The organism is Streptomyces griseofuscus (assembly GCF_014673495.1).
In the GTDB taxonomy this organism is placed as follows: Bacteria; Actinomycetota; Actinomycetes; order Streptomycetales; family Streptomycetaceae; genus Streptomyces; species Streptomyces murinus.
The window spans coordinates 2,209,682-2,235,755 of the sequence record NZ_CP051006.1 but is presented as its reverse complement, the minus strand read 5'-3'; the positions used below and the strand labels follow the sequence as shown (position 1 = coordinate 2,235,755).

Below are 26,074 nucleotides of genomic sequence, written 5' to 3'. Positions count from 1 at the left end.
GCCGGACAGCCCGGAAACAGAGCCGAGCGCCCCCAGATGACGAAAGGCCCCCGCCCTCATGCCTACGACCGCCACCCCCGCCCCCACCGAAGCCGCCGCCCACTTCCGCGCCGCCCTCCGCTTCCACACCGACGTCGCCGACGTGGCCGCCGCCCTCACCACCCCCGGCGGGCCCGGATTCGTGCTCCTCGACTCCCGCTCCACCCACTCCTGGGACCAGGGGCACATCCCCGGCGCCGTCCACCTCCCCACCGCGCTCATCCCCGAACAGGCCCCCGCCCTGCTCGACAGGTCCGTCCCCGTCGTCACCTACTGCTGGGGCCCCGGTTGCAACGGCGCCACCCGTGCCGCCCTCGCCCTCGCCGAACTCGGCTACCAGGTCAAGGAGATGCTCGGCGGATTCGAGTACTGGGTGCGCGAGGGCTTCGCCTACGACACCTGGCAGGGCCCGGAGCGCCGCGACGCCGACCCCCTCGCCGCCCCGGTCACGGGCGCCTGCGGCTGCTGACGCACGGCCGACGACGCACCGGGTCCTACGACGCCTCGCGCGTCCAGGCCCGGACCGCCAGCTTGCCCGTCGTACCGAGGTCGAGATGGGGCGTGACCGTCACCGGCGCGGCACCCTCCTTCGCCCGCACCCGCACGTACGGAACATTGACCGCCGTACCGAACTCCGTGAGGTTGCGCCACATGAGACCCGAGACCGCGCTCTGGCCCGGCTTCAGGACCAGCGGGCGGGCCGGGTCGTCGAACCCGCTGCCGGTGCTGATGCCGCCGCTCCCGTGGAAGATCTGGACGCCGTGGACGGGCGCGAGGTCGTCGTCCAGCAGTTCCAGTCGCGGATAGCCGTCGAGCGCGTAGTCCCGTTTGCCGCAGTTCTCCAGGCGCATGCCCACCACGCGCAGCCCCATCGCGGCGTCGCCGTCGTCGTTGGTGAGACGGATGCCGGAGGGCGGGCACACGCCGGGCGCGGGCGGTGCCTCGGCGGCGGGCACCCGGGTCACCTGGGCGACCTTGACCCGGCTGACCCGCGACGATCCCGGGGCCGGCGCCCCCAGCCGTACCGTGCCGCGCTTCGTGGCGCCGGGGGCGACCGAGCGCACGGTCTCGGAGTGGTCGCCCATGACCGCGCCGCTGTCCGTGGTGAAGTCGAACAACACGGTGTACGTCAGCGCCCGGCCACCGCTGTTGGTGACCTCGTAGGTGGCCGAGATCCCGGAATCGGCGGCCGGGAGCGGGTCGGCGTGCACCACGTGGTCGGAGGGGGTGGGGCTCGACGTGGCGGCGGGGATCGTCACCGAGGTGATCCGGACACCGTCCACGGCCGGCTCATCGACCGGAACCGCAGCCCCGGCCCCGGCCGTAGACCCCGACCCGGCCGTGCCGGAAACGCCCGCGCGTTCCGCCCCGCACGCCGTGAGCAACAGCAGCGCGGCGACGGCGGGAACGACGCCCGGAAGAAGTGAGGTGGCAGTGCGCATCCGCGCATCCCATCAGCGCCCCGCCCCCCGAGCCATGGCGGAAGCCACAGTTCCGGCCACCGGCAGGCGCATGCCCTATTTGTCGCCCACCTATCTGTCGCCCACCTGTTTGTCGCTCCCCGCGTACTGGCCCATCGCCGTGACGAGGCTGGAGGAGACATGGGCCAGAGCCGGATCCGCGGGGAGGAAGAACGTCTCCACCCCGGCCAGTTCATGGTTCATCCGGGCCATCGGCATCTCGTAGTCCAGATCCTTGGCGTCCCGCACCCCGCGGACGACGACCTCGATCCCGGCCCGGCGGCAGTAGTCGACCAGCAGCCCGCCGGTGTGCGAGTCGACCGTGACATTGCCCAGCCCGTCCGCCGCCGCGCGGAGCCGCTCCAGCCGCTCGGCGACCGGGAAGCGCCCGGTCTTGTGCGCGTTGAACATCACGCAGACCACGACCTCGTCGAACAGAAGGGACGCGCGCCGCAGCACGTCCTGGTGCCCTGGCGTGACCGGGTCGAAGGATCCTGGAAAGAGGGCTCGCATGAGCGGAGAGAGTAGCGGCAAAGGACGTCCCGAAGGCGGCCCCGGCATGACCATCCGGCACCCATGTACTAGAGTTATCTCGACATCGAGATATCTGCCGAGGCGCACCGCAGCCGCCACCCTGGTAAGGCAAGCCTAACTTAGCCTGACCTTACTGGGCCGGCCAAACCGGCGTGGCGGCAGGATTGACGGTGGTACGCGCACATCAATGAAGGAGACTGTCGTGTCGGCGAACAGCTTCGACGCCCGCAGCACGCTGCACGTGGGCGACGAGTCGTACGAGATCTTCCGGCTGGACAAGGTGGAGGGCTCGGCCCGCCTGCCGTACAGCCTCAAGGTCCTGCTGGAGAACCTGCTCCGCACGGAGGACGGCGCGAACATCACCGCCGACCACATCCGTGCCCTCGGCGGCTGGGACTCGCAGGCCCAGCCCAGCCAGGAGATCCAGTTCACGCCGGCCCGCGTGATCATGCAGGACTTCACCGGCGTGCCCTGTGTCGTGGACCTCGCCACCATGCGTGAGGCCGTCGCGGCCCTCGGCGGCGATCCGGCGAAGATCAACCCGCTCTCCCCGGCCGAGATGGTCATCGACCACTCCGTCATCGCCGACAAGTTCGGCACCAGCGACGCGTTCAAGCAGAACGTCGACCTGGAGTACGGCCGCAACCGCGAGCGCTACCAGTTCCTGCGCTGGGGCCAGACCGCGTTCGACGACTTCAAGGTCGTCCCGCCGGGCACCGGCATCGTGCACCAGGTGAACATCGAGCACCTGGCCCGTGTCGTCATGGTCCGCGACGGCAAGGCCTACCCCGACACCCTGGTCGGCACCGACTCGCACACCACCATGGTCAACGGCCTCGGCGTCCTCGGCTGGGGCGTCGGCGGCATCGAGGCCGAGGCCGCGATGCTCGGCCAGCCGGTCTCCATGCTGATCCCGCGCGTCGTCGGCTTCAAGCTCACCGGTGAGCTCCAGCCCGGCACCACCGCCACCGACCTCGTGCTCACGATCACCGAGATGCTGCGCAAGCACGGCGTCGTCGGCAAGTTCGTGGAGTTCTACGGCGAGGGCGTCGCCGCCACCTCCCTGGCCAACCGCGCCACCATCGGCAACATGTCGCCGGAGTTCGGTTCCACCGCCGCGATCTTCCCGATCGACGACGAGACCCTCAACTACCTGCGCCTGACCGGCCGTTCGGAGCAGCAGGTCGCGCTGGTCGAGTCGTACGCCAAGACCCAGGGCCTGTGGCTTGACCCGAAGGCCGAGCCGGACTTCTCCGAGAAGCTGGAGCTGGACCTCTCCACGGTCGTCCCCTCCATCGCCGGCCCGAAGCGCCCGCAGGACCGCATCGTCCTCGCGAACGCCGCCGAGCAGTTCAAGCAGGACGTCGTCAACTACGTGGACGTCGTGGACGAGGCGGGCCAGGAGTCCTTCCCGGCCTCCGACTCCCCGGCCGTCCGCCCGAACGGCGGCCCGTCCAACCCGGTCCAGGTCACCGCCCCCGACGGCTCGACCTACACGATCGACCACGGCGCGGTCACCGTCGCGGCCATCACCTCCTGCACCAACACGTCCAACCCGTACGTCATGATCGGCGCCGCCCTGGTCGCCAAGAAGGCGGTCGAGAAGGGCCTGTCCCGCAAGCCGTGGGTCAAGTCCACCCTCGCCCCGGGCTCGAAGGTCGTCACCGACTACTTCGACAAGGCCGGCCTCACGCCGTACCTGGACAAGCTGGGCTTCAACCTGGTCGGCTACGGCTGCACCACCTGCATCGGCAACTCCGGCCCGCTGCCGGAGGAGGTCTCCAAGGCGGTCAACGACCACGACCTCGCCGTCGTCTCGGTCCTCTCCGGCAACCGGAACTTCGAGGGCCGTATCAACCCCGACGTCAAGATGAACTACCTGGCGTCCCCGCCGCTGGTCGTCGCGTACTCCATCGCGGGCTCCATGAAGGTGGACATCACCCGTGACGCCCTGGGCACCGACCAGGACGGCAACCCGGTCTACCTGAAGGACATCTGGCCCTCCGAGGCCGAGGTGAACGAGGTCGTCGCCAGCGCCATCGGCGAGGACATGTTCAACAAGTCCTACCAGGACGTGTTCGCCGGCGACGCCCAGTGGCAGTCGCTCCCGGTCCCGACCGGCAACACCTTCGAGTGGGACGCCGAGTCCACCTACGTGCGCAAGCCCCCTTACTTCGAGGGCATGGGCATGGAGCCGGCCCCGGTCGCCGACATCACCGGCGCCCGTGTGCTGGCCAAGCTGGGCGACTCGGTCACCACCGACCACATCTCCCCGGCCGGTGCCATCAAGGCCGACACCCCGGCCGGCAAGTACCTCACCGAGCACGGTGTGGAGCGCCGCGACTTCAACAGCTACGGCTCGCGCCGCGGCAACCACGAGGTCATGATCCGCGGTACGTTCGCCAACATCCGCCTGCGCAACCAGATCGCGCCGGGCACCGAGGGCGGCTACACCCGCGACTTCACCCAGGCCGACGCGCCGGTGTCCTTCATCTACGACGCCTCGCAGAACTACCAGGCCGCCGGCATCCCGCTGGTCGTCCTGGCCGGCAAGGAGTACGGCTCCGGTTCGTCCCGTGACTGGGCGGCCAAGGGCACCGCGCTCCTCGGCGTCAAGGCCGTCATCGCCGAGTCGTACGAGCGCATCCACCGCTCGAACCTCATCGGCATGGGCGTCCTGCCGCTCCAGTTCCCCGAGGGCGCCTCGGCCGAGTCCCTCGGTCTGACGGGCGAGGAGACCTTCTCCTTCGCCGGTGTCACCGAGCTGAACAACGGCACCACGCCGCGCACGGTCAAGGTCACCACCGACACGGGCGTCGAGTTCGACGCGGTCGTCCGCATCGACACCCCCGGTGAGGCCGACTACTACCGCAACGGCGGCATCATGCAGTACGTCCTGCGCAGCCTGATCCGCAAGTAAGCGATCAGCAGGAGCAGTTGAGGGCCGCACCCCTGGCAACGGGGGTGCGGCCCTCTCTTTTGTCTTCGTCTTCCAGAGGCGCGGGGAACTGCGCGACCAGCCACGGCGGACCCGCACCCGGCCACCCACCGGCGAACCCGACCTCAAATCTCGTCGAACGAGTCCAGCGTCAACTCCGCCCCGACCGGCGGAGCCCCCCGCAACGGCATCTCCGCCCAGATCACCTTCCCCTGCGGCGAATACCTCGTCCCCCACCGCTCCGTCATCTGCTGGACCAGGAACAGCCCCCGCCCGCCCTCGTCCGTCGTCGCCGCGTACCGCAGATGCGGCGACGTGTTGCTTCCGTCGGCCACCTCGCAGATCAGCGCACGGTCCCGGATCAGCCGCAGTCCGATCGGCTCGGAGCCGTACCGGATCGCGTTGGTCACCAGCTCGCTGAGCACCAGCTCCATGCCGAACGCCTGCTCGTCCAGCCCCCACTCCTCCAGCCGCTCGGTCACGGCCCGCCGCAGCCCCGCCACGGCGGACGGATCGGCCGGTACGTCCCACTCGGCCACCTGCTCGGACGTCAGCGCCCGGGTCCGCGCCACCAGCAGCGCCACATCGTCCTTGGGCCCCTGTGGCAGCAGCTCCTCGAGGACCGCCCCGCAGCTCGCGTCCGGGGTGCGGTCGGGATGCCCGGCCAGCGCCCGCCGCAGCAGTTCGAGGCCCTCGTCCAGATCGCGGGCGCGGTCCTCGATCAGCCCGTCCGTGTACAGCACCAGCTGCGTCCCCTCGGCCAGCTCCAGCTCCGCCGTCTGGAACGGCATGCCCCCGAGGCCCAGCGGCGGACCGCCGGGCAGCTCGGGGTAGGTGACGCTGCCGTCGGGATGCACCAGCGCGGGCGCCAGATGCCCGGCGCGGGCCATGGCGCACCGGCGCGTGATGGGGTCGTAGATCGCGTACAGACACGTGGCCCCCACGATCGCGCCCGAGTCCTCCCCGTCGCCCTCGTCCTGGTCGATCCGCCCGACCAGGTCGTCCAGATGGCTGAGCAGCTCGTCCGGGGGCAGATCGAGGGTCGAGAAGTTGTGTACGGCGGTCCGCAGCCGGCCCATCGTGGCCGCGGCGTGCAGCCCGTGTCCGACGACGTCGCCGACCACCAGCGCCACCCGGCTGCCCGGCAGCGGGATCACATCGAACCAGTCCCCGCTCACCCCCGACTGCGCCGGCAGATACCGGTAGGCCACGTCCAGGGCGCTCTGCTCCGGCAGGGCGCGCGGCAGCAGGCTGCGCTGGAGGGTGACCGCGAGGGTGTGCTCACGGGCGTAGCGGCGGGCGTTGTCGACGCTGACGGCGGCACGGGCCACCAGCTCGTCCGCGAGCGTCAGGTCCTCCTCGTCGAAGGGGTCACGCTTGGCCCGGTAGAAGTTGGCGATGCCCAGCACCACCCCGCGGGCCCGGATCGGGGCCGAGATCAGCGACTGGATGCCGTATTCGAGGATGTTCTCGGTGCGCTCCGGGTCCTGGGCCCGCCAGTCCGTCGCGGCGGCCAGATCGGGCACCAGTTCGGAGTGTCCGGAGCCGTAGCCGCGGGCCTGGGGCGTGAACGGTTTGAAGTCGATCAGCCGGTCCTGCTCGTACAGCGGATGGTCGCCCCGGATGCCGTGCACGGCGATACGGCGCAGGGTCGCCGCGGTGGGGGCGGGCTCCTCGCCGTGCAGGACGCCGTCGTCCAGGTCGACGGTGACGTAGTCCGCGAAGCGCGGTACGGCGATCCGCGCCAGCTCCTCCGCGGTGCGCCGCACGTCAAGGCTGGTGCCGACGCCGAGACCGGCGTCGTAGAGGAGCTTCAGCCGCTCCCGGGCGACCTCGGCGCGCCCGGACAGTGCCTGGAGCTCGGTGGTGTCCCGCAGGGTCACCACGGTGCCGCCAGGGGCGCCGCCGCGGTCGGTGGGCCGCTGGTTGACGGCGAGCAGCCGTTCCCCGGCGAACAGGACCTCGTCGGTGGCCTCGCGCCCGGAGGCCAGCAGCTCCACCGTCTCGGGGTCGAGTCCGGGCAGCTCGGACACATGGCTGCCCTCGGCGTCGGGCGGCAGCCGCAGCAGGCGCCGGCCCTCGTCGTTGGCGAGCAGCAGCCGGCCGTCGTCGCCGACGATGAGGACGCCCTCGCGCACCGAGTGCAGCACCGTGTCGTGGTGCTCGTACATCCGGGTCATCTCGTCCGGGGCGAGGCTGTGCGTCTGCCGCCGCAGCCGCCGCCCGACCAGCGCGGTGCCGCCGGTGGACACGACGAACGCGCCCGCCCCGGCGGTCAGGATGATCGGGATCTGCCGGTCCACCTCGCTGGTGACGTGCTTGACCTTGAGCCCGGCGGAGACGAGGGCGACCACCTTGCCGCGCGGGTCCTCGATCGGCACGGTGGCCTGCATCTCCCGGCCCAGCGGACCGTGCACGCTCTCCGTGTACGTCCGCCCGGCGAGGGACGGCCCTATGGTCCCCACGAACCGCTGGCCGATCTTGCTCGGTATCGGGTGTGTATAGCGGATGCCGTGCGTGTCCATGACGACGATGAAGTCGACCCCGGCCGCCTTGCGCCCGGCCTCGGTCATCGGCTGGAGCACCTTGGAGGGCTTGGGGGCCGCCAGCGCCTGAAGGACCCCGGGGGAGTGCGCGAAGGTCTCCGCCACGGCCACGGAACGCCGCCGGGCCTCGGCCGTGGTGTCCCGCTCGGACTGGAGGAACAGGGCGAGGACGCCACTGAGCACCAGCAGCACCACGAGAGCCGCCTGAAGCAGAAAGACCTGCTTGGCGACGCTCCACTGCCTGCCGCCGACCACAGAGCGCCACAGCAGGCGTCTGAATCGAGCAACGGTGTCCGACATGCCGCATTTGTAGCACCGGGGTCCGCTGTGTGGCCATGGTCCGTCCATAGATTGGACAGGTGTTCTAGGGGGTGGAACCGTCGGTGGTCAGGAGGGGCAGTTCCAGCAGTTCCGCCGAGGGCTGGAAGCCGGAGCGCCGGTAGAGAGGATCGCTGCGCTCCGACGGCCAGACGATCAGCGTCTCCAGCCTCGCGCCGCGCGCGTACGACGTCAGCGCGTCCAGGAGCGCGGTACCCGCCCCCTGGTTCCGGTACGGCGGTTCGACGAAGAAGTTGGTCACATAGCCGAGCGAGTCGTTGTCGGCGAAAGGTTCCGGCACCCGCTCCACCAGCGCGAGGAAGACATGGCCGCGGATCTCGCCCCCGGCCTCCGCCACCCAGGCCAGCCACCGCCCGCCGCCGAGCCGCTCACGGATCCACCGCTCGGCCTCCGCCAGGGGCCGGGCGGTGTCCGGCGGCGCCTCGTGGTCCTCCCGCTTGAACGCCCAGCGCAGCTCGGCCAGGGCGGGGGCGTCGGAGGGCAGGGCGGCCCGCACACGGAGATCGTTCGTCATGGGGCCACGGCGACGTTCCGGTCGGGATCGGCCGCCAGGGTGGCACCGCCGCCGCTGACGACGGCGCGTCCGCTGTTCATCGCACGGCGGAGGTGAAGACGGCCCAGGTGAGGGGGCTGACATGCAGGGTGGGAGCGTGGGAGGGGTCCTGCTTGGAATCCCGGACGAGGATGGAATGGGCACAGGAGGCGACCTCGACGCACTGGCCGCCCTCGCTGCTGCTGTGGCTCGACTTGCGCCAGGAGACAGCGACTTCGAGGCAGGCATCGCCTTCGTCGCTGCTGTACGTCGACTTGAACCACTGAAGTGCTTCCGCGCTCATTGTTCTCCTAGTGGACGATCAAGAAGTTCTCTTGAGGCCTCGACGGCGAGGACGGCGCGTCCGCTGTTCACCGGACCGAGGAGGTGAAGGCGGCCCAGGTGAGGGGGCTGACACGGAGGGTGGGAGCCTCGGAGGGGTCCTGCTTCGAGTCACGAACCAGGATGGAGTGAGCGCAGGAGGCGACTTCGACGCACTGGCCACCTTCGTCGCCGCTGTAGCTCGACTTGCGCCAGGTGACGGCCACTTCGAGGCAGGCGCCGCCTTCGCTCCCACTGTAGGTCGACTTGAACCACTGAAGTGCTTCCGCGCTCATTGCTCTCCTAGCAGGCGGTCGAGCAGGCCCTTGGAGTACTGGATGTTCAGGGCCTGTGTCCGCAGCATCGCATATTTGCGCGCCAGGCGAGACACCTCTTCGGGGTCGGAGACCAACTGGCTGCCGCGCTGCGATTCGGTGTACGCGAGGTGCTGGTGATCCGGGGTTTCGAGGAGAGCGAAGGGGCCGTCCAAACCCGCGTGCAGGGGGCTCTCGGACTGCAACACTTGGAGTGACACGCAAGGGAGTTCGGCCACCTCGCGCAGGTACCGCAGCTGCTTCCTCCGGGTCTCCGCAGTGCCGATCCGCAGGAGCAGCGCGGGCTCCCACACCACGAAGCTCAGCGTCGGCGGACACTTGCGTTTGAGGATCTCCTGGCGATCGAGTCGCAGCCGTAGCGTCCTCTCCAGGCTCTCCTCGTCGTACGCCGGGACGCGATTCTGTAGAACCGCGCGGGCGTACGCCTCGGTCTGCAACAGACCAGGGATGACCGCGTTGTCGTACCAGGACAATGCGACGGCGACCTTCTCCTGATCCATGTACTCCTCCGCCCAGAGCGGGAACTGATCGATCTCCGGCAGGTTCGTCACCCCCGCCGCCAATGTCCCCTTGGTGCCCAGAAGCTCGTCACACCTCTCGGCGATGTCCAACTTCAGGGGCCGTCGGCCCTGTTCGATCGACGCGATCGTCTCGTCGTTGACATTCAGCGCCGCGGCCAGTGCGGGTTGGCTCATGCCCGCCGCCCGGCGCGCCGTGCCCAGTTGACGGCCGAGCATCTTCATGGCCGACTGGTTCTTCCTCCGTGTAGGCGTCATGCCTGTTGAACTCCCCGTGCCACCCGTACGCCACCCCGCACAATCCCGTACAAACAATCTGTACGGGATCGCTTACTGCCGCAGACTAGTCACGCTGCGCGACATTCGCCCCGTGAACGAGCAGATTGAACTCCTGCGTCAGCGCGACCAGTTCTACGCGCGGGCCCGCCGCTCCGTCCCCGCTGCCAGACGGTTCGCGGAGTGGTCGTTGTCGTACTGGGGGCTGACCGATTGGGAGCGGAGCGCGGACGTCTTGCTCTGTGTGAGCGAGTTGGCGACGAACGCGGTCGTGCACGGGGTCCCGCCGGGCCGGGGCTTCCTGCTGCGGCTGCGCCGGGACGGCACGGTCGTCCGGGTCGAGGTCCACGACAGCGGAACGGGCGTCCCGCAGGTCGCGCACCCCGGCCTGGACGAGGGCGGCCGCGGCCTGCTCCTGGTGTCGGCGCTGTCCGACAAGTGGGGCGTTGGGGAGCGGAACCCCGGCAAGATCGCGTGGTGCGAGTTCGCCCTGACGTGAGGGGCCCTCACATGAAGGGCAGCGGGGTGGCCAGCAGCCAGGTGGCTGAGGCCGCTCCGCTGCCGCAGGCCGTCGCCCAGCCCGCCCACTCCTTGCCGGACAGGACCCTCGCCGACCGCGCGGCCTCGGAGCCGAGGATCACTCCGGTGATCACGGCCAGGGACACCTCGTCCCATGCGGGGTCGGGCCGGCCGATGACCAGCCACCCCACCAGGCCCGCGCCCAGCGCCGCGGCCAGGTGGGGCCAGGGTGTGGCCACGGGGCCGCCGGACGGTGCGCGCCAACGCTGTACGAGGATCAGCACGATCTCTGCGAGTGCTGCTGCTATGGCGATCAACTGGTGCTCCGGTTCAGAACTTGCAGGACTTCTTGATGGCGGCGATGCCCAGCAGTGCCGTGACCGCCTTGCGGTGCGCCGACGTCAGCTTGCGTCGCTTGGCGTAGGTCTGGATGAGCTTCGCGGTCTTCTTGACCCCGATCCGCTTCACCAGCTTCACGGCGGTCGCGACGCGCGCGGAGCTGCCCGCCGGGGTGAAGGTGAAGATGAAGCCCGCGACCGTCGCGGCGCACATGACGATCTTCTTGGTGGTGGACCACCAGGAAGGATCGATCACGATGGGAAACGCGCTGTCCGCGCCGAATTCGACGTGCTGGACGAGCGTGTTGCCCACGACCTTGTAGCTGGTGGGCACGTCGTTGCCGTGGGCGTCCTTCGCCCAGGGGGCGTCGAAGAAGGCGGCGGCGTCCGACGAGGGCGCCTTCTCCGCGTTCTCGTCGCCCTCCGCGTACAGCGAGACCGAGCCGTCGTCGTGGGTCACGGCCTTCATCCCGGCGGGGATGGTGAAGCCGGTGGTGTAGTCGTGCGGCGCGGAGCCGTCCTTGATGATGTTCAGCGTGCGCGAGCCGCCGTCCACCGTGGGCTGTACGACGGTGTCGACCGGGCCGGAGGACGTGTAGACGACGTTCCCTCCGACCTGGGTGCCCTTGGACCCGGCCTCGGGGATCGTGAGCCGGTTGGGCATGAGCGCGTTGCGTACGTCGATGGCGTTGTTCCTGCCGTCCCACGGGACGGAGACGACGTTCTCCTCGGTGACCGCGATCGAGGCGTAGGAGGAGTCCGAGGACGTGGCGGCGGTGATGTCGGCGGCGTCGGAGTAGGTGTTCGCCAGCCCGAGGGCGTTCTCGGCCGCCGTCGGCTTCCAGGACGTGTCGACGGTGAAGCGAACCGGGTCGGACCAGCCGTTCGCGTAATGGGTGCCGTCGTAGGAGGTGGTGCGGAAGCTGTAGGTCCGGCCCGTGACGAGCTTGCCCGCGGGGACCTTGACCTGTGACGTGCTGTTGGCCGGGACCGGGGCCGCGTTGACGGTCGCGACGACCTGGCCGGTGGCGGTGTCGGTGATCTCGTAGGTGCCGGTGACCTCGTCCTCGCCGTTGGTGTCCACGGTGGAGAACCGCAGGACCGGCGTCGTGCTGTTCACCTTGAAGATGCCGCCCGAGGAGATGAACGGCGCACCGGCCTGGAGGTTCAGCCCGTTGTAGGGACGGTAGTTGTACGTCACCTCCAGGGTGGGGATCCTCTTGCCGTCGGCGGCGTTCGCGGAGTGGAAGCGCTTCCAGCCGTAGGTGTCCGACTCGTCGGCGGCCTTGAGCGCCACGGAGCCGGTCTCCGCCTTGGCGGAGGACCAGGTCTGCGCCAGTTTCGTGATGTCGGCCGTCACCCACCCCTCGTCGCCGCAGGCGGCGGACCTGGTCTCGGTGGAACTCGCGGCCTTCTCCGTCATCGGCGGCTGCTTGGTCCACCGGGTGTTCTTGTCGGCGGCGCCCGCGGCCCACACCTCCCAGCCGCGCTTCTCGCAGGACCAGGAGTGGTAGTTCCACAGCTTCAGGGCGGCCTTGGAGACCAGCGCGTCGGCGAAGTTCGCGGTGCGGAAGGTCAGGAAGGAACGCGCGACGCGCCTGGTGTTCCCCTCCTGGTCTCCGGGCCAGCCGATCTTCAGATCGGTGTTCGCGGACTGGTCGGTGGTGTCGCCGCCCTGGACGAAGGTGTCGAAGAGGACGTCGAGGGCGTCCGTGGCCGGGTCGACGGTCACCGGGTACCGGGTCCGGGGATCGGCGAGCCACTCGGCGTCCGGGCGCAGGGTGAGCTGTGCGGTGTCGCCGGACTGGGTCACCTCCATGGCGACCTTCTTGCGGTTGACGTGCTCCCCTGACCGCTGGTCGACCTGGTCGTCCCACATCATCGGGGCGGGCATCACCGCCACCGTCTCGCCGGAGCCGTCGACGAAGTCGACACCGCCACCGGAACCGGCCTTCGCGGTCATGCCCCCGGGAAGCACGATCGGAAGCACCAGCGGAGCGCCGTCCTGCGGAGCCCGGCGCAGCGTGAGGTACTGCTCGAAGCCGGTGCGGGTGGCCTCGACCACCAGATCACCGCCCGGCACCGCGTCCTCGTACGTGGCGGTGTTCGAGGAGAGGCGGGGAGCGGGCAGGCCGCCCTTCCACTGAAGGGAGATCTTCTCGTCGCCGCTGCCCAGCGTGATCAGATCGCGTGCCTCGTCCCGCGGCGTGGCCGCCGCGCGCTTCAGCGAGCGCGCGGGCGTGCCGCCCCCTCCGGCGAGCCGCAGCCCTTCCGGGTGCGCCTTGGCGACGACGCCGCCGTCGGCCGCGCGCTCGAAGTCGACGTCGACATCCACCCAGCGCCCGTCCTTGACCATCCTGACGGGAGCCGCGGCGCTCTCACGGGTGAGGGTGCCGTCCGGGTTGGCGAAGACCGTGTCGGTCTCCGTGCGCATCTGGAGGACCTCGACCCGGCGGTCCTGCATCCGGGCCGCCGTCTGCGCCGCCTGGACGGTCTCGGCCTCCCCGACCGGATGGGCCTTGAGCCGGTCCACCGCCTCCAGCAGCCCGGAGACGGTCTGTTCCGCGTCGGCGTCCGCGGAACTCCGCCGGTCCGCGGCCACGGCGGCGTTCGGCGTGGACAGCAGGACCGCTCCCGCGGTCAGCATGGCTATGCCGCCGGCGTGCCAGGTGGATTTCACGTGTGTACTCCCAAAGCAGCGGCTCACCGCGTACCGGTGAGGCATACGCCCCGGTACGCGGTGAGCCGCACATGATCGATTGAGCGGCGCAATAGAAGCACACATGACTCAATCTTGACCAGTTCTTGGGTTGACAACTACGTGTACATCACTTGGTCAAGGAGGGGGGCGGCCGTGCCGGCCGCTCACCTCACCCCAGCAGCTCCACCTCCGCCAGCGTCGCCGAACCACCCAGCACCAACCGGTACTTGGCGTACGACCCCGGCGCCGCGATGGTGAACGCCCGGGTCTGCCGGTCCCACGGGAAGGTCTCGCCGGAGCGGTGGTCCAGCGTCCGCCAGGTCGTGCCGTCGGCCGAGCCCTGGAGGGTCCAGCCGGTCGGCGCGGTGGTGTGGTCCGCCGACGTCAGCGTGTACTGCACCGGCTTCCCGGACCCGCTCACCGGCAGATCGACGGAGGTGAACGTCTCGTCCGTCGCCGACGTGTTGTCGAACAGGGCGCCCTCCCCGCGCAGCAGGTCCGACCGGGGCGCGGGCACCTTGTCGTCCTGGGTGATCGAGACCGGCCCGGCGTTCTTCCCGGAGCCCCACGCCGAGGGCCGCGGCCCCATGGTGAAGGTCAGCTCCCCGCCCTTGGCGAGCAGCGACTGCGGCAGTGAAGTCGACGTCCAGGGACGGCCGTCGAAGGTCACGCTCTGCACATACACGTTCTTCGCGCTGTTGCCCGGCGCCCGGACCACCAGATCACGGCCGTTCTCCAGATGCACGGTGGCCTTCTTGAACAGCGGGGAGCCGATGGAGTAGTCGCCGCTGCCCATGACCAGGGGGTAGAAGCCGAGCGCGGAGAAGAGGAACCACCCCGACTGCTCGCCGTTGTCCTCGTCACCGTGATACCCCTGACCGATCTCGCTGCCGAGGTAGAGCCGGGACAGGATCTGCCGCACCGCCGCCTGTGTCTTCCACGGCTGCCCCGCCGCGTCGTACATGTACGAGACATGGTGCGCGACCTGGTTGGACTGCCCGAGCATGCCCATGCGCACGTCCCGCGCCTCGGTCATCTCATGGATGACCCCGCCGTAGGAGCCGACGTACTCGGGGGACGCGGTCTCCGGGGTGGCGAAGAACTGGTCAAGCTTATCGGCGAGTTGCTGCCTGCCGCCGTACAGATCGGCCAGGCCCCGGGTGTCCTGCGGCACGGAGAAGGCGTAGCCCCAGCCGTTGGTCTCCGTGTAGTCGTAACCCCACACCCGGGGGTCGTAACGCGACGAATCCACCCGCCAGTTGCCCTTGGCGTCCTTGCCCTGGAAGAAACCGGCCTTCGGGTCGAAGAGGTTCACGTAGTCGCGGGCGCGGTTGAGGAAGTAGTCGGACTCCTCCTTGTAGTGCTTCTCGCCCGTCTTCTTGTACAGCGCCGCCCCCATCTGGGCGATGCCGTAGTCGTTGACGTACCCCTCCATCGCCCAGGACAGCCCCTCGGCGGTGTCGGTGCCGGTGTAGCCGAGGAAGGGGGACGTGCTCATGCCCTTGCGGCCCACGCCCGAACTCGGCGGTACGACGGTCGCGTTCTTCAGCGCCGCCTCGTACGCCGCCTTCGCGTCGAACTTCACGCCCTTGACATAGGCGTCGGCGAACGCCACGTCCGAGGAGGTGCCGGTCATCAGGTCCGCGTAGCCGGGGGAGGACCACCGCGAGGTCCAGCCGCCGTCCTTGTACTGCTGCACGAACCCGTCGACCATCGCGCCCGCCTGAGAGGGCGTCAGGAACGAGTACGCCGGCCATGTCGTCCGATAGGTGTCCCAGAAGCCGTTGTTGACGTACACCGTGCCGTCCACGATCTTCGCGCCGGTGTGCGTCGGGGTGTCCTGGCTCTGCATCGGCGAGAACGGCGACGCGTACCGGTCCTTCCCGTCCACCTTCTCGTAGCCCGAGTTGGGGTACAGGTACAGCCGGTACATGCTGGAGTACAGCGTGGTCAGCTGGTCCGGTGTCGCGCCCTGCACCTCGACCTTGCCGAGCAGCTTGTCCCAGGTGCGCTGCGCCCGCGCCTTGACGGTGTCGAAGGAGGTGCCGCCGGGGATCTCCTGGCGCAGATTGTCCTTCGCCTGGTCGACGCTGATCAGCGAGGTCGCGAGCCGCAGCGTGACCCGGTGGTCGGCGCCGGCCGCGAAGCGCAGATAGCCCTTCACCCCGCTCGCCGAGCCGTCCGTGACCGGCTTGTCGAACACGCCGTACACGAACAGCCGGGTCGCGCCCGTCGACAGGCCCGACTTGACGTCCGAGTAGCCGGTGACGACCCCGTGCTCCTTGTCCAGCGTCAGCCCCGCCTGCTCGGTGACATTGTCGAAGAGCACACTCGCGTCGGAGCCCGGGTAGGTGAAGCGCATCACCGCCGCGTGATCGGTCGGCGCCATCTCCGCCTTGAGCCCGTTCTCGAACCGTACGCCGTAGTAGTACGGCCGTGCCGTCTCGTTCTCGTGCCGGAACGCCAGCGCCCGCGCCTCCCGGCCGGTGTCCGGGGTGCCCGCCGCGGCCGACGGCATCACCTGGAAGGTCTGCCGGTCACCCATCCACGGGCTCGGCTCATGGCTCGCGCTGAACGCCTGGATCGTCGGCAGATTGGCGTCGTTGTTCGCATGTGCGTACTCGTAGAGCCAGCTCAGCGACGACGCGTTGGTCACCGGCGTCCAGAAGTTGAAACCATGCGGCAGCGCGGTCGCGGGAAAGTTGTTGCCGCGCGAGAAACTGCCGCTGGAGTTCGTGCCGCGCGTGGTCAGCGCGTAGTCGGACAGATGCGCCTTCGGTTTCTCCGGCGCGACCGGCTTCAGTGACACATCGTCGATCCAGCCGCGGAACTTCGCCGGCCCGGTGGGGGAGTCGTACCCGACGAGAATCCGGTCGACCGTCCTGCCCGCCGCGACCGAGCCGATCCGCGCGACCACGTCGTTCCACTGATTGACGTACAGCGACTTGGCGTCGCCCTGCCCGCGCGGCGACAGGGGGAACCCGTGCTGGTCCAGCGCGCCGAGGTCACTGAGGTAGGTGCCGTCGGTGAAGGCGAGGTCCAGGGACACATTGGTCGCGTCGTAGTCCCGGTCACCGTCGGCCATCGACGGGAAGATCCGGTACGACAACTGCGTGTCGCGGCCGACCTTCACATTGACGTCGAACACCTTGTTGTACGAGTACGCGCGCCCGCTCGCCGTGTGCCGCCCCGCGTACCGCAGCGCCCGCGTCCCGGTGAACCCGACCCGCGCCTTGGCCGTCGGCGAGGCGGTCGGGCCCTTGTCCACCAGCGTCAGCATGTCCTGCGGTACGGGCCCGCCGCCCCCGCCCGTGGCGAACTGCACGTCCGCGAGCTGGAGGATGTCCGGGGCGCCGTTGTTCTTCGTCACCTCAAGCCGGAAGTGCTGGTACTCCGCCGCCTGCTGAAGGCCGTACGACTTGGTCTGGAACCGCTCCGAGAAGGTCTCGCCCGCCCGCGTGTCGAGGGTCTTCCAGTCCTTGCCGTCGGTGGAGCCGAGCAGCTTCCAGTCCCGCGGGTCGCGTTCGGCTGCGTCGTTCGCCGAGGTCAGCGCGTACGTCCGCACCTCGACCGGCTTGTCCAGGTCGAACTCCGCCCAGCCGGTGGGCTGGAAGGTCAGCCACTTGGTGCCGGACTCGCCGTCGGCCAGGTTCTCCTTCACCTCGCCCGCGCCGGCGTTCTCGCCGCTCGCCCGGACCTCGGTGACATGGTCGTTCACATTGCCCGGTATGCCGGTGCTGTAGCCGCCGTCCACGCCCGAGGCGCGCGGGGTGCCGTCCGCGCCGGTGTCGACCGTGTTCAGCCAGTCCGGAGCGGGATCACCCGCCTCGAACGAGGATACGAACTCCCGGTCGCCCACCGGGGCCTTGGCGGGCAGCGCGACCGCGGCGCCCTGCGCGCCCACGGCCATCACGAAGGCGGCCGTGAGCACGGCCGCCGGGCCCCATCTGTGCCGAGTTCTCCGCTGCATGGACGGATTTCCTCCCCGCGCCGTTGCCGACAACGTTGTCATAGGCGGTACACAGGAACCAAGTAGGTGGTCAAGTGAGGGGTGATGTCAAGGGTGTTGGGCGTGTCATTCAGGGGTTGATGTCGCGCGCATTTCCCCGGGGCCGTACACAGCCCGCTCCCATGTCGGCGAGGTCTCAACTCGGAAAAGACCCACGGCCAACCCTGCATTCGATCTTGCTCCGCTGGCGGGAAGTGGACTATACCTGTCGGCGCCCGGTACAAGAGCAATCCCGGCAGTTCATGCACGTAGCACTTCCTGCACCACCCAGCTTGACCCGACCGCGGTGCCGGGCAGGATCCGGTTCACCGCCTGAGTCCTGGAGAAGGCGAGGACTTGAGCATGGGATCCACTGCGCATCACGATCGTGAGGGTGTCGGCCGCCGAGAACTGATCAGGCGGTCCGCCGCACTCGGCCTGGTCGCCGTTCCGGGGATGAGCCTGCTGTCCGCCTGCGCGAGCAGCGGCGGCGACGGCCAGAGCAAGGCGAAGGCCGGAAAGAAGACCGCCAAGAATCCGCTCGGCGTGAACGACACCGCCAAGATGGAGTTCGTCCTCTTCGACGGCGGTTTCGGCAAGGAGTACGCGCAGGACGCGGTCAAGATCTACCAGAAGGACTTCCCGAAGGCCCAGGTGAAGTTCTCCGCCACCCAGAAGATCCAGTCCACGCTCCAGCCCCGCTTCAACGAGGGCAACCCGCCGGACCTCATCGACAACTCCGGCGCCGAGCAGATGGACATGGGCGTCCTGGTCGGCAAGAACCAGCTGTCCGACCTCACCCCGCTGCTCGACGCGCCGTCGTACGACGACCCGAGCAAGAAGGTCCGCGACACGCTGCGCCCCGGCATCGTGGAGATGGGCCAGTTCGACGGCAACCCGGTGTGGATCATGTACTACGCGTACACGGTCTACGGCGTCTGGTACTCGCAGAAGGCGCTCGACTCACTGGACGCCGAGTACCCGAAGACCTGGGACGAGATGCTCCAGGTCTGCGCGAAGGCCAAGAAGAAGGGCATGGCGGGCTGGACGTACGCGGGCAAGTACCCGTACTACATCCCCTTCTCGCTCTACCCGATGATCGGCAAGGTCGGCGGCGTCGAGGTCCTCAACGCCATCGACAACCTGGAGCCGAACGCCTGGAAGCACCCGGCCGTCAAGGCGTGCTTCGAGGCGTACTACGAGCTGTTCAAGAAGGGCTACATCCTCAAGGGCACCCCGGGTCTCGACCACATCCAGTCGCAGACGGCGTGGGCCAAGGGCGAGGCCCTGTTCATCCCGAACGGCTCCTGGGTGGAGAACGAGTCGGCGAACGTCATCCCCGCCGACTTCAACCTCGCGGTCTCGGCGCCCTCCGGCATCGACAGCAGCGACAAGATGCCCTTCGGCACCATCTGGGCGTCCGGCGGTGAGCCGTTCATCGTGCCCTCCAAGGCGGCGAACCCCGAGGGCGGCATGGAGCAGCTGCGCATCATGCTCTCCGAGGCGTCCTCGAAGAACTTCACCTCCAAGGTGAAGTCGCTCTCCGCCTACAACGGCGGCACCGACGGCATCGAGCTGACCCCGGGCCTGAAGTCCGGCGTGGCGGCGCTGAAGCTGGCCGGCACCAATGTGGTGAACCCGCGTCTCCAGGACTGGTACGTCCAGTTGCAGAAGGAGAAGATCGGCGTGGGCGCCCTCGGCGAGATGATGGCGGGCCGGCTCACCCCGGCGGAGGCCATAAAGAAGATCCAGGGCTTCGCCGACGAGGCGGCCAAGGACACCACCATCAAGCACTACAAGCACCAGTAACCAGCACCCCCGAGCGCACCGGAGTAACGATGCAGCACGGCAAGTACCGGTTCATCGTGGGGTTCCTGGTCGTACCCCTGGGACTGTACGCGCTGTTCGTGGTGTGGCCCTTCATCCAGTCCATCTACTACTCGTTCACGGACTGGACCGGGCTGAGCCCCGAATTCAAGATGGTCGGCCTCGACAATTACAAGAGGATGCTGCACGACGACGTCTTCTGGAAGTCGTTGCAGCACAGCCTGCTCTTCGCTCTGGTGCTGCCGATCGTGACGATCAGTCTGGCGCTTTTCTTCGCCTTCATGATCAATGTGGGCGGACGACGCAGAAGGGGCGGCCCCGCGATCACAGGTGTGCGGGGCTCCTCCTTCTACAAGATCGTTTATTTCTTTCCGCAGGTCTTGTCCATCGCGATCGTCGCGCTCCTCTTCCAGTTCGCCTACAACCCGGACAGCGGAGCGATCAATTCGCTCCTGCGCGGGATCGGGCTCGATCATGTGCAGCCGTTGTGGCTGGGTGATCCGAGCCTCGCCCTGTGGTGTGTGATGGCGGTGCTCGTCTGGTCCACCACCGGCTTCTTCGTGGTCCTCTTCTCCGCGGGCATGGCCTCGATCCCGGCCGAGCTGTACGAGGCCGCGCTGATCGACGGCGCGGGCCGCGCCACCACCTTCTTCCGCATCACCCTGCCCCTGCTGTGGGACACCGTGCAGTCCGGCTGGGTCTACATGGGCATCCTCGCGCTCGGCGCCGAGTCGTTCGCGGTCGTACAGATCATGACGACCGGTCCGGGCGGGCCCGACTACTCGACCACCGTGCTGGTCCTGTACGTGTACCAGAAGGCGTTCCGGGACGGTCAGGCCGCCTACGCCACCACCATCGGCGTCGCCCTGCTGGTCGTCACGCTCGCCTTCGCGGCGATCGTGATGCGGCTGGGCCGTCGCGAGCGGCTGGAGTTCTGAAGCGATGAAGACGACCGAGACCCCCGCCCCGCCGCCGGCCGAGCCCGGTGCGAGCGTCTCCAAGGTGGATGTGCCGGTTTCGAAGCCGGGCCGCCGCAAAAGGGAGGGCACCGTCCTCAACGTCTTCTCCCACGGCGTGCTGGTCATCTGGGCGATCATGGTGGTCACGCCGCTGCTGTGGGCGGTGATGACGTCCTTCAAGGACGACGGCTCCATCTTCGGCTCGCCCTGGGCGCTGCCGGACCGGCTGCACTTCGGGAACTGGGCCAGGGCCTGGACCGAGGCCAACATGAGCGGCTACTTCCTCAACACCGTCCTGGTGGTGGGCGGTTCACTCATCGGGACCCTGGTGCTCGGCTCGATGGCCGCCTACGTGCTCGCCCGCTTCGACTTCCCGGGCAACCGCTTCATCTACTACCTGTTCATCGGCGGCATGAGCTTCCCGATCATGCTGGCGCTGGTCCCGCTGTTCTACGTCGTGAACAACATGGGCCTGCTGAACACCATCCACGGGCTGATCCTGGTCTACATCGCGTACTCGCTGCCCTTCACCGTCTTCTTCCTCACGGCGTTCTTCCGCACCCTGCCGACCTCGGTGGCGGAAGCGGCGTTCGTGGACGGAGCTTCGCACACGCGTACGTTCTTCCAGATCATGCTGCCCATGGCCAAGCCCGGCCTGATCAGCGTGGGCATCTTCAACTTCCTGGGCCAGTGGAACCAGTACATGCTGCCCACGGTCCTCAACACCGACCCCGACAAGAAGGTACTCACCCAGGGCCTGGTCCAGCTCGCGGTCAGCCAGGGCTACAAGGGCGACTGGTCGGGCCTGTTCGCGGGCCTGGTGATGGCCATGCTGCCGGTGCTCGGGGCGTACATCATCTTCCAGCGGCAGGTGGTGCAGGGGCTCACCGCGGGGGCGCTGAAGTAGGGCGCCCCCTCACCCGGGGGTGACATCTCGTAGTCGTACAGGCGCACGCCGTACCGGATCCCCGGGCGGCGTGCGCCGCTGCGGTGTATCCCGGATCTGGCTCAACCTCTTGACGTGAGTCGCCCCGAACGGCTCAGCTTAGAGTTCACTAGTTGGACATACACGGGGCCTCGCCGAAGCGGCCCCGCGCTCAGGAGGTCGTCGTGGAGACTCCAGGGTCGCAGTCGTCACTGCACCGAGCCAACCTGGAGCGGGTGGTACGGGCCGTCCGGCTTGCCGGTTCGCTCACGCAGGCGGAGATCGCGCGGACGACCGGCCTGTCCGCCGCCACGGTCTCCAACATCGTGCGGGAGCTGAAGGACGGCGGGACGGTCGAGGTCACGCCCACCTCGGCGGGCGGGCGCCGGGCCCGCAGCGTCAGCCTCAGCGGGGACGCGGGCATTGTGATCGGCGTCGACTTCGGGCACCAGCATCTGCGGGTCGCGGTCGGCAACCTCGCCCACCAGGTGCTGGCCGAGGAGGCCGAGCCACTGGACGTGGACGCCTCCGCCGCCCAGGGCTTCGACCGGGCCGAAGAGCTGGTCAGCAGGCTGATCGTGGCCACCGGCGTGGACCGCTCCAAGGTCGCGGGCGTGGGCCTCGGCGTGCCGGGCCCCATCGACCTGGAGTCCGGGACCCTCGGACACAGCGCCATCCTGCCCGGCTGGGGCGGCACCAAGCCGGCCGAGGAACTGGAACAACGCCTCGGCGTGCCCGTCCACGTGGACAACGACGCGAACCTCGGCGCCCTCGGCGAACTGGTCTGGGGCAGCGGCAAGGGCGTGCGCGACCTCGCGTACATCAAGGTCGCCAGCGGCGTCGGCGCGGGCCTGGTCATCGACGGCAAGATCTACCGCGGGCCGGGCGGCACCGCGGGCGAGATCGGTCACATCACCCTGGACGAGTCCGGCCCGGTCTGCCGCTGCGGCAACCGCGGCTGCCTGGAGACCTTCGCGGCGGCCCGCTACGTCCTCCCGCTGCTCCAGCCCAGCCACGGCTCCGACCTGACCATGGAGGGCGTCGTACGGCTCGCCAGGGAGGGCGACCCGGGATGCCGCCGGGTGGTCGCCGATGTCGGCCGTCACATCGGGAGCGGCGTGGCCAACCTCTGCAATCTTCTCAACCCCAGCCGGGTGGTCCTCGGCGGCGATCTCGCGGAGGCCGGCGAGCTGGTCCTCGGGCCCATCCGGGAGTCCGTCAGCCGCTACGCGATCCCCAGCGCCGCCCGCCAACTCACCGTGCTTCCCGGGGCACTTGGCGGCCGCGCCGAGGTGCTGGGCGCACTCGCCCTCGCCCTGAGCGAGATGGGCGATTCGGCCCTTCTGGACGGATCCGCCACCGGTGCTCCGGCCGTGTCCGCACCTGCCTTCACTTAGAGAAGGAATGGCACCGTTGCCATCTCGTTAAGGATTTACTTCTTGACGTCGCACGTGTGGCCGAGTTGACTTCCAGCCACCTCGGCCGCAACGACGCGGCCTCGTCAGGGAGGTTTGAGAAGTGAACACGCGTATGCGTCGCGCGGCCTTCGCCGTTGCCGCTGGTGCCATGGCCGTCTCGCTCGCCGCCTGTGGCAGTGCCAAGGAGTCCGGCGGCGGAAGCAAGTCCTCCGGCAGCGCCAAGAAGGGCGATGCCATCAAGGTCGGTCTGCTCCTTCCGGAGAACCAGACGGCCCGTTACGAGAAGTTCGACCGCCCCTTGATCGAGAAGAAGGTCAAGGAGCTGACGAACGGCAAGGGCCAGATCGTCTACGCCAATGCCAAGCAGGACGCCAGCACGCAGAACCAGCAGGTCGACACGATGATCACCAACAAGGTGGACGTCCTCATCGTGGACGCCGTGGACACGGCGGCGATCAAGAGCTCGGTGCAGAAGGCCAAGGACGCGGGCATCCCGGTCGTCGCCTACGACCGGCTGGCCGAGGGCCCGATCAGCGCCTACACCTCGTTCGACAACGAGACCGTCGGCAAGACCCAGGGCGAGGCCCTGCTGAAGGCCCTGGGCTCCAAGGCCAAGTCCGGCAAGATCGTGATGATGAACGGCTCCATCACGGACCCGAACGCCGCGCAGTTCAAGAAGGGCGCCCACGAGGTGCTCGACGGCAAGGTGAACATCGGCAAGCAGTACGACACCAAGGACTGGAAGCCGGAGAACGCCAACTCCAACATGGCGGCCGCGATCTCCGCGCTCGGCAAGAAGAACATCGTCGGCGTCTACTCCGCCAACGACGGCATGGCCGGCGGTATCATCACCGCCCTCAAGGCCGCCGGCATCTCCGTCCCGGTCACCGGCCAGGACGCCGAGCTCGCGGGTGTGCAGCGCATCGTCAGCGGCGACCAGTACATGAGCGTCTACAAGCCCTACGCCCCGGAGGCCGCCGCGGCCGCCGAGATGGCCGTCGCGCTCGCCCAGGGCAAGTCGCTCGACTCCATCGCCAAGGACAAGGTCGACAGCCCGACCACCAAGCAGGTCCCGACCGTCATCCTCCCGGTCACCGCGCTGACCAAGGACAACATCAAGGACACCGTCATCAAGGACGGCGTCTACACGGCCGCCGACATCTGCACCTCGCAGTACAAGGCCGCCTGCGCCAAGCTCGGCCTGGAGTAATCCGCCGCAACGCGCCTTCCTCCTCGGGGAGTTCACCCCCGTAACCCCCCGAGGAGCCCCTTTCGTGAGGGGCGAAGGCGTCCCACTGTCCTCCGGCGCTCCGCGACACATACAGCCCCGCAAGCTCGGCGCGGGGCGCCGGACGGAACCCCCCCAAACTTTCTGCACAACCTCCCGCCGGGTCAGGCGGCGAAGGAGATGGTTCACGTGTCCGCTACGCCCGTGCTGGCGTTGCGCGGGGTCTCCAAGCGGTTCGGTGCCGTCCAGGCGCTCACCGACGTAGAGCTTGAGGTCCACGCCGGTGAGGTGGTCGCCCTGGTGGGCGACAACGGCGCCGGAAAGTCCACGCTGGTCAAGACGATCGCCGGCGTGCATCCCATCGACGAGGGCGTCATCGAATGGGAAGGCCGGGCCGTCCAGGTCAACCGGCCCAACGACGCCCAGGGTCTGGGCATCGCGACGGTCTACCAGGACCTCGCGCTGTGCGACAACATCGACGTGGTCGGCAACCTCTACCTGGGCCGGGAGCTGCGCAAGCGCGGCGTCCTGGACGAGGTGGAGATGGAGCGCCGCTCCCGCGATCTGCTCGACCAGCTGTCGATCCGCATCCCCAGCGTCCGCATCCCGATCGCCTCCCTCTCCGGCGGTCAGCGCCAGGTGGTGGCCATCGCCCGTTCCATGCTCGGCGAGCCCAAGCTGGTCATCCTGGACGAGCCCACCGCGGCCCTCGGCGTCGAGCAGACCGCACAGGTGCTCGACCTGGTGGAGCGGCTGCGCGAGCGCGGCCACGCCGTCATCCTCATCAGCCACAACATGGCCGACGTCAAGGCCGTCGCCGACAAGGTGGCGGTGCTGCGCCTCGGCCGCAACAACGGCGTGTTCGACGTCGCCTCGACCTCTCAGGAAGAGATCATCTCCGCCATCACCGGCGCCACCGACAACGCCGTCACCCGGCGTGCGGCGCGTAGCACCAAGGAGGTCCAGAAGTGAGTCTGGACAAGACCTCCACGCCTCCCGAGGACCACACTCCCCAGGACGCCGTCGTGGAGAACCCCGAGGCGGCGGCCGGCACCGTCACCGCCGTAGACCCCCGGCTGCTCGTGCGCGAGCAGGGCTTCGCGGGCTACCTCACCGAGTTCAAGCGGAAGATGAAGGCCGGTGACCTCGGCTCGGTTCCGGTCATCATCGGCCTCGCGGTCATCTGGATCATCTTCCAGAGCCTGAACTCCAACTTCCTCACCGCGGGCAACCTCTCCGACATCTCCGTCGACATGGTCGGCACCGGCATGATCGCCGTCGGCATCGTCTTCGTGCTGCTGCTCGGCGAGATCGACCTCTCGGTCGGCTCGGTCTCCGGTGTCGCGGGCGCCTCCTACGCGGTGCTGACCGTCACCCACGGCATGTCCGCCTGGCTCGCCCTGGTGCTGTCCATCCTGGTGGGCACCGTCGCGGGCGCGCTGCACGGCTTCTTCTTCGCGAAGATCGGTGTCCCGGCGTTCGCCGTCACCCTGGCCGGTCTGCTCTTCTGGAACGGCTTCATGCTCCAGATCCTGGGCGACAGCGGCACCATCAACCTGGACGACCAGGGCCTGGTCGCCAAGCTGACCAGCTACTACTTCTCCGACGTCGCCGCCGCCTACGGTCTCGCGCTCGTCGCCACCGTGCTGTTCTTCCTCTCGTCCTACTTCGGCAACCGGCGCCGCGAGGCCGCCGGCGTCCCGTCGCGGCCGCTGAGCGAAACCATTCTCCGTACGGTGCTGCTCGCGATCGTCTCCTTCGCCGCCGCGGCCGTGTACAACCAGTACAAGGGCCTGCCGCTGGCCGTCGTGATCTTCCTCGCCATGCTGGTGATCACGGACTTCGCGCTGCGCCGCACGGCCTACGGCCGCAAGGTGTTCGCGCTCGGCGGCAGCGTCGAGGCGTCCCGCCGCGCCGGTATCAACATCAACATGGTCCGCATCTCGGTCTTCGCGATCTCCGGCACCTTCGCCGCGATCGGCGGTCTGATGATGGCCTCCAAGATCGCCGCGGCCAACCAGGGCGCCGGCAGTGGTGACCTGCTGATGAACGCGATCGCCGCGGCGGTCATCGGCGGCACCTCGCTCTTCGGCGGCCGCGGCCGCACCTGGAACGCGCTGCTCGGTGTGCTGGTGATCGTCTCGATCCAGTACGGCCTCGCGCTCGAAGGCATCGCGTCGCCCGTGCAGTACATGATCACCGGTGGTGTGCTGCTCGCGACCGTGGTGATCGACGCGATCACCCGTAAGACGCAGAAGACGGCCGGACGCGCCTGACGCACCCCGCTTCGGCGAACTCCACGTGCCCGGCACCCCAAGGTGCCGGGCACGTTC

At 68.8% G+C, this 26,074-nt stretch carries 20 protein-coding genes; 10 read left to right on the top strand and 10 right to left on the bottom strand.

Annotated features, from left to right (window positions below; genetic code table 11):
* Positions 1 to 58: 58 nt before the first annotated feature.
* Complete coding sequence (locus HEP81_RS09820; RefSeq protein ID WP_037655352.1) at positions 59 to 508, top strand: rhodanese-like domain-containing protein; 450 nt, start codon at positions 59 to 61, stop codon at positions 506 to 508.
* Between the two features lie 25 nt (positions 509 to 533).
* Here the strand turns inward: HEP81_RS09820 and HEP81_RS09815 are convergent, their stop codons facing one another.
* The gene (locus tag HEP81_RS09815) at positions 534 to 1,481 is read right to left on the bottom strand and encodes a DUF4232 domain-containing protein (protein ID WP_037655355.1); all 948 of its coding nucleotides are present in this window, start codon (positions 1,479 to 1,481) and stop codon (positions 534 to 536) included.
* A gap of 90 nt (positions 1,482 to 1,571) precedes the next feature.
* Positions 1,572 to 2,012, bottom strand: a complete 441-nt coding sequence (gene coaD / locus HEP81_RS09810; protein ID WP_051850146.1) for a pantetheine-phosphate adenylyltransferase — start codon at positions 2,010 to 2,012, stop codon at positions 1,572 to 1,574.
* A 223-nt stretch (positions 2,013 to 2,235) separates the two neighbouring features.
* Between coaD and acnA the strand changes: the two genes are divergently transcribed.
* Positions 2,236 to 4,953, top strand: a complete 2,718-nt coding sequence (gene acnA, locus HEP81_RS09805) for an aconitate hydratase AcnA (protein WP_037655357.1) — start codon at positions 2,236 to 2,238, stop codon at positions 4,951 to 4,953.
* A gap of 143 nt (positions 4,954 to 5,096) precedes the next feature.
* Here the strand turns inward: acnA and HEP81_RS09800 are convergent, their stop codons facing one another.
* The 5 genes from HEP81_RS09800 to HEP81_RS09780 form a co-directional block, all read right to left on the bottom strand.
* Positions 5,097 to 7,817, bottom strand: coding sequence for a SpoIIE family protein phosphatase (locus tag HEP81_RS09800; RefSeq protein WP_078967355.1), 2,721 nt, complete (start codon positions 7,815 to 7,817; stop codon positions 5,097 to 5,099).
* A 64-nt stretch (positions 7,818 to 7,881) separates the two neighbouring features.
* A complete protein-coding gene (locus HEP81_RS09795) occupies positions 7,882 to 8,370 on the bottom strand; it encodes a GNAT family N-acetyltransferase (protein WP_037655360.1) in 489 nt (162 codons plus the stop codon).
* Positions 8,371 to 8,446: 76 nt separating this feature from the next.
* Positions 8,447 to 8,692, bottom strand: a complete 246-nt coding sequence (locus HEP81_RS09790) for a DUF397 domain-containing protein (protein WP_037655362.1) — start codon at positions 8,690 to 8,692, stop codon at positions 8,447 to 8,449.
* Between the two features lie 67 nt (positions 8,693 to 8,759).
* Complete coding sequence (locus HEP81_RS09785) at positions 8,760 to 9,005, bottom strand: DUF397 domain-containing protein (protein WP_037655363.1); 246 nt, start codon at positions 9,003 to 9,005, stop codon at positions 8,760 to 8,762.
* The gene (locus HEP81_RS09780) at positions 9,002 to 9,787 is read right to left on the bottom strand and encodes a helix-turn-helix domain-containing protein (protein WP_078967356.1); all 786 of its coding nucleotides are present in this window, start codon (positions 9,785 to 9,787) and stop codon (positions 9,002 to 9,004) included. Before HEP81_RS09780 ends, HEP81_RS09785 begins: the two co-directional genes overlap by 4 nt.
* A gap of 145 nt (positions 9,788 to 9,932) precedes the next feature.
* Here HEP81_RS09780 and HEP81_RS09775 point away from each other — a divergent pair, with 145 nt between their 5' ends.
* The gene (locus HEP81_RS09775) at positions 9,933 to 10,337 is read left to right on the top strand and encodes an ATP-binding protein (RefSeq protein WP_037655365.1); all 405 of its coding nucleotides are present in this window, start codon (positions 9,933 to 9,935) and stop codon (positions 10,335 to 10,337) included.
* A gap of 7 nt (positions 10,338 to 10,344) precedes the next feature.
* On the opposite strand, the gene HEP81_RS09770 is transcribed toward HEP81_RS09775, so the two are convergent.
* The 3 genes from HEP81_RS09770 to HEP81_RS09760 form a co-directional block, all read right to left on the bottom strand.
* Complete coding sequence (locus HEP81_RS09770; RefSeq protein ID WP_125207601.1) at positions 10,345 to 10,674, bottom strand: hypothetical protein; 330 nt, start codon at positions 10,672 to 10,674, stop codon at positions 10,345 to 10,347.
* Positions 10,675 to 10,687: 13 nt separating this feature from the next.
* Positions 10,688 to 13,375, bottom strand: coding sequence for a DNRLRE domain-containing protein (locus HEP81_RS09765; protein WP_243279353.1), 2,688 nt, complete (start codon positions 13,373 to 13,375; stop codon positions 10,688 to 10,690).
* 190 nt (positions 13,376 to 13,565) lie between these two features.
* A complete protein-coding gene (locus HEP81_RS09760) occupies positions 13,566 to 17,366 on the bottom strand; it encodes a GH92 family glycosyl hydrolase (RefSeq protein ID WP_190275974.1) in 3,801 nt (1,266 codons plus the stop codon).
* 381 nt (positions 17,367 to 17,747) lie between these two features.
* On the opposite strand from HEP81_RS09760, the gene ngcE reads away from it, so the two are divergent.
* The 7 genes from ngcE (at position 17,748) to HEP81_RS09725 (ending at position 26,017) form a co-directional block, all read left to right on the top strand.
* Complete coding sequence (gene ngcE / locus HEP81_RS09755) at positions 17,748 to 19,193, top strand: N-acetylglucosamine/diacetylchitobiose ABC transporter substrate-binding protein (protein WP_037655368.1); 1,446 nt, start codon at positions 17,748 to 17,750, stop codon at positions 19,191 to 19,193.
* 29 nt (positions 19,194 to 19,222) lie between these two features.
* On the top strand, positions 19,223 to 20,149 hold the full coding sequence (locus tag HEP81_RS09750; RefSeq protein WP_037655369.1) for a carbohydrate ABC transporter permease: 927 nt from the start codon (positions 19,223 to 19,225) through the stop codon (positions 20,147 to 20,149).
* Positions 20,150 to 20,153: 4 nt separating this feature from the next.
* The gene (locus HEP81_RS09745; protein ID WP_037655371.1) at positions 20,154 to 21,077 is read left to right on the top strand and encodes a carbohydrate ABC transporter permease; all 924 of its coding nucleotides are present in this window, start codon (positions 20,154 to 20,156) and stop codon (positions 21,075 to 21,077) included.
* Positions 21,078 to 21,280: 203 nt separating this feature from the next.
* Entirely contained in the window at positions 21,281 to 22,492 is a 1,212-nt protein-coding gene (locus tag HEP81_RS09740) for an ROK family transcriptional regulator (protein WP_037655372.1), read from the top strand.
* Positions 22,493 to 22,625: 133 nt separating this feature from the next.
* The gene (locus HEP81_RS09735; protein WP_037655374.1) at positions 22,626 to 23,723 is read left to right on the top strand and encodes a substrate-binding domain-containing protein; all 1,098 of its coding nucleotides are present in this window, start codon (positions 22,626 to 22,628) and stop codon (positions 23,721 to 23,723) included.
* 198 nt (positions 23,724 to 23,921) lie between these two features.
* A complete protein-coding gene (locus HEP81_RS09730; protein WP_037655376.1) occupies positions 23,922 to 24,713 on the top strand; it encodes an ATP-binding cassette domain-containing protein in 792 nt (263 codons plus the stop codon).
* A complete protein-coding gene (locus tag HEP81_RS09725; protein WP_037655378.1) occupies positions 24,710 to 26,017 on the top strand; it encodes a sugar ABC transporter permease in 1,308 nt (435 codons plus the stop codon). The genes HEP81_RS09730 and HEP81_RS09725 overlap by 4 nt, the downstream gene beginning before the upstream one ends.
* Positions 26,018 to 26,074 lie beyond the last annotated feature (57 nt).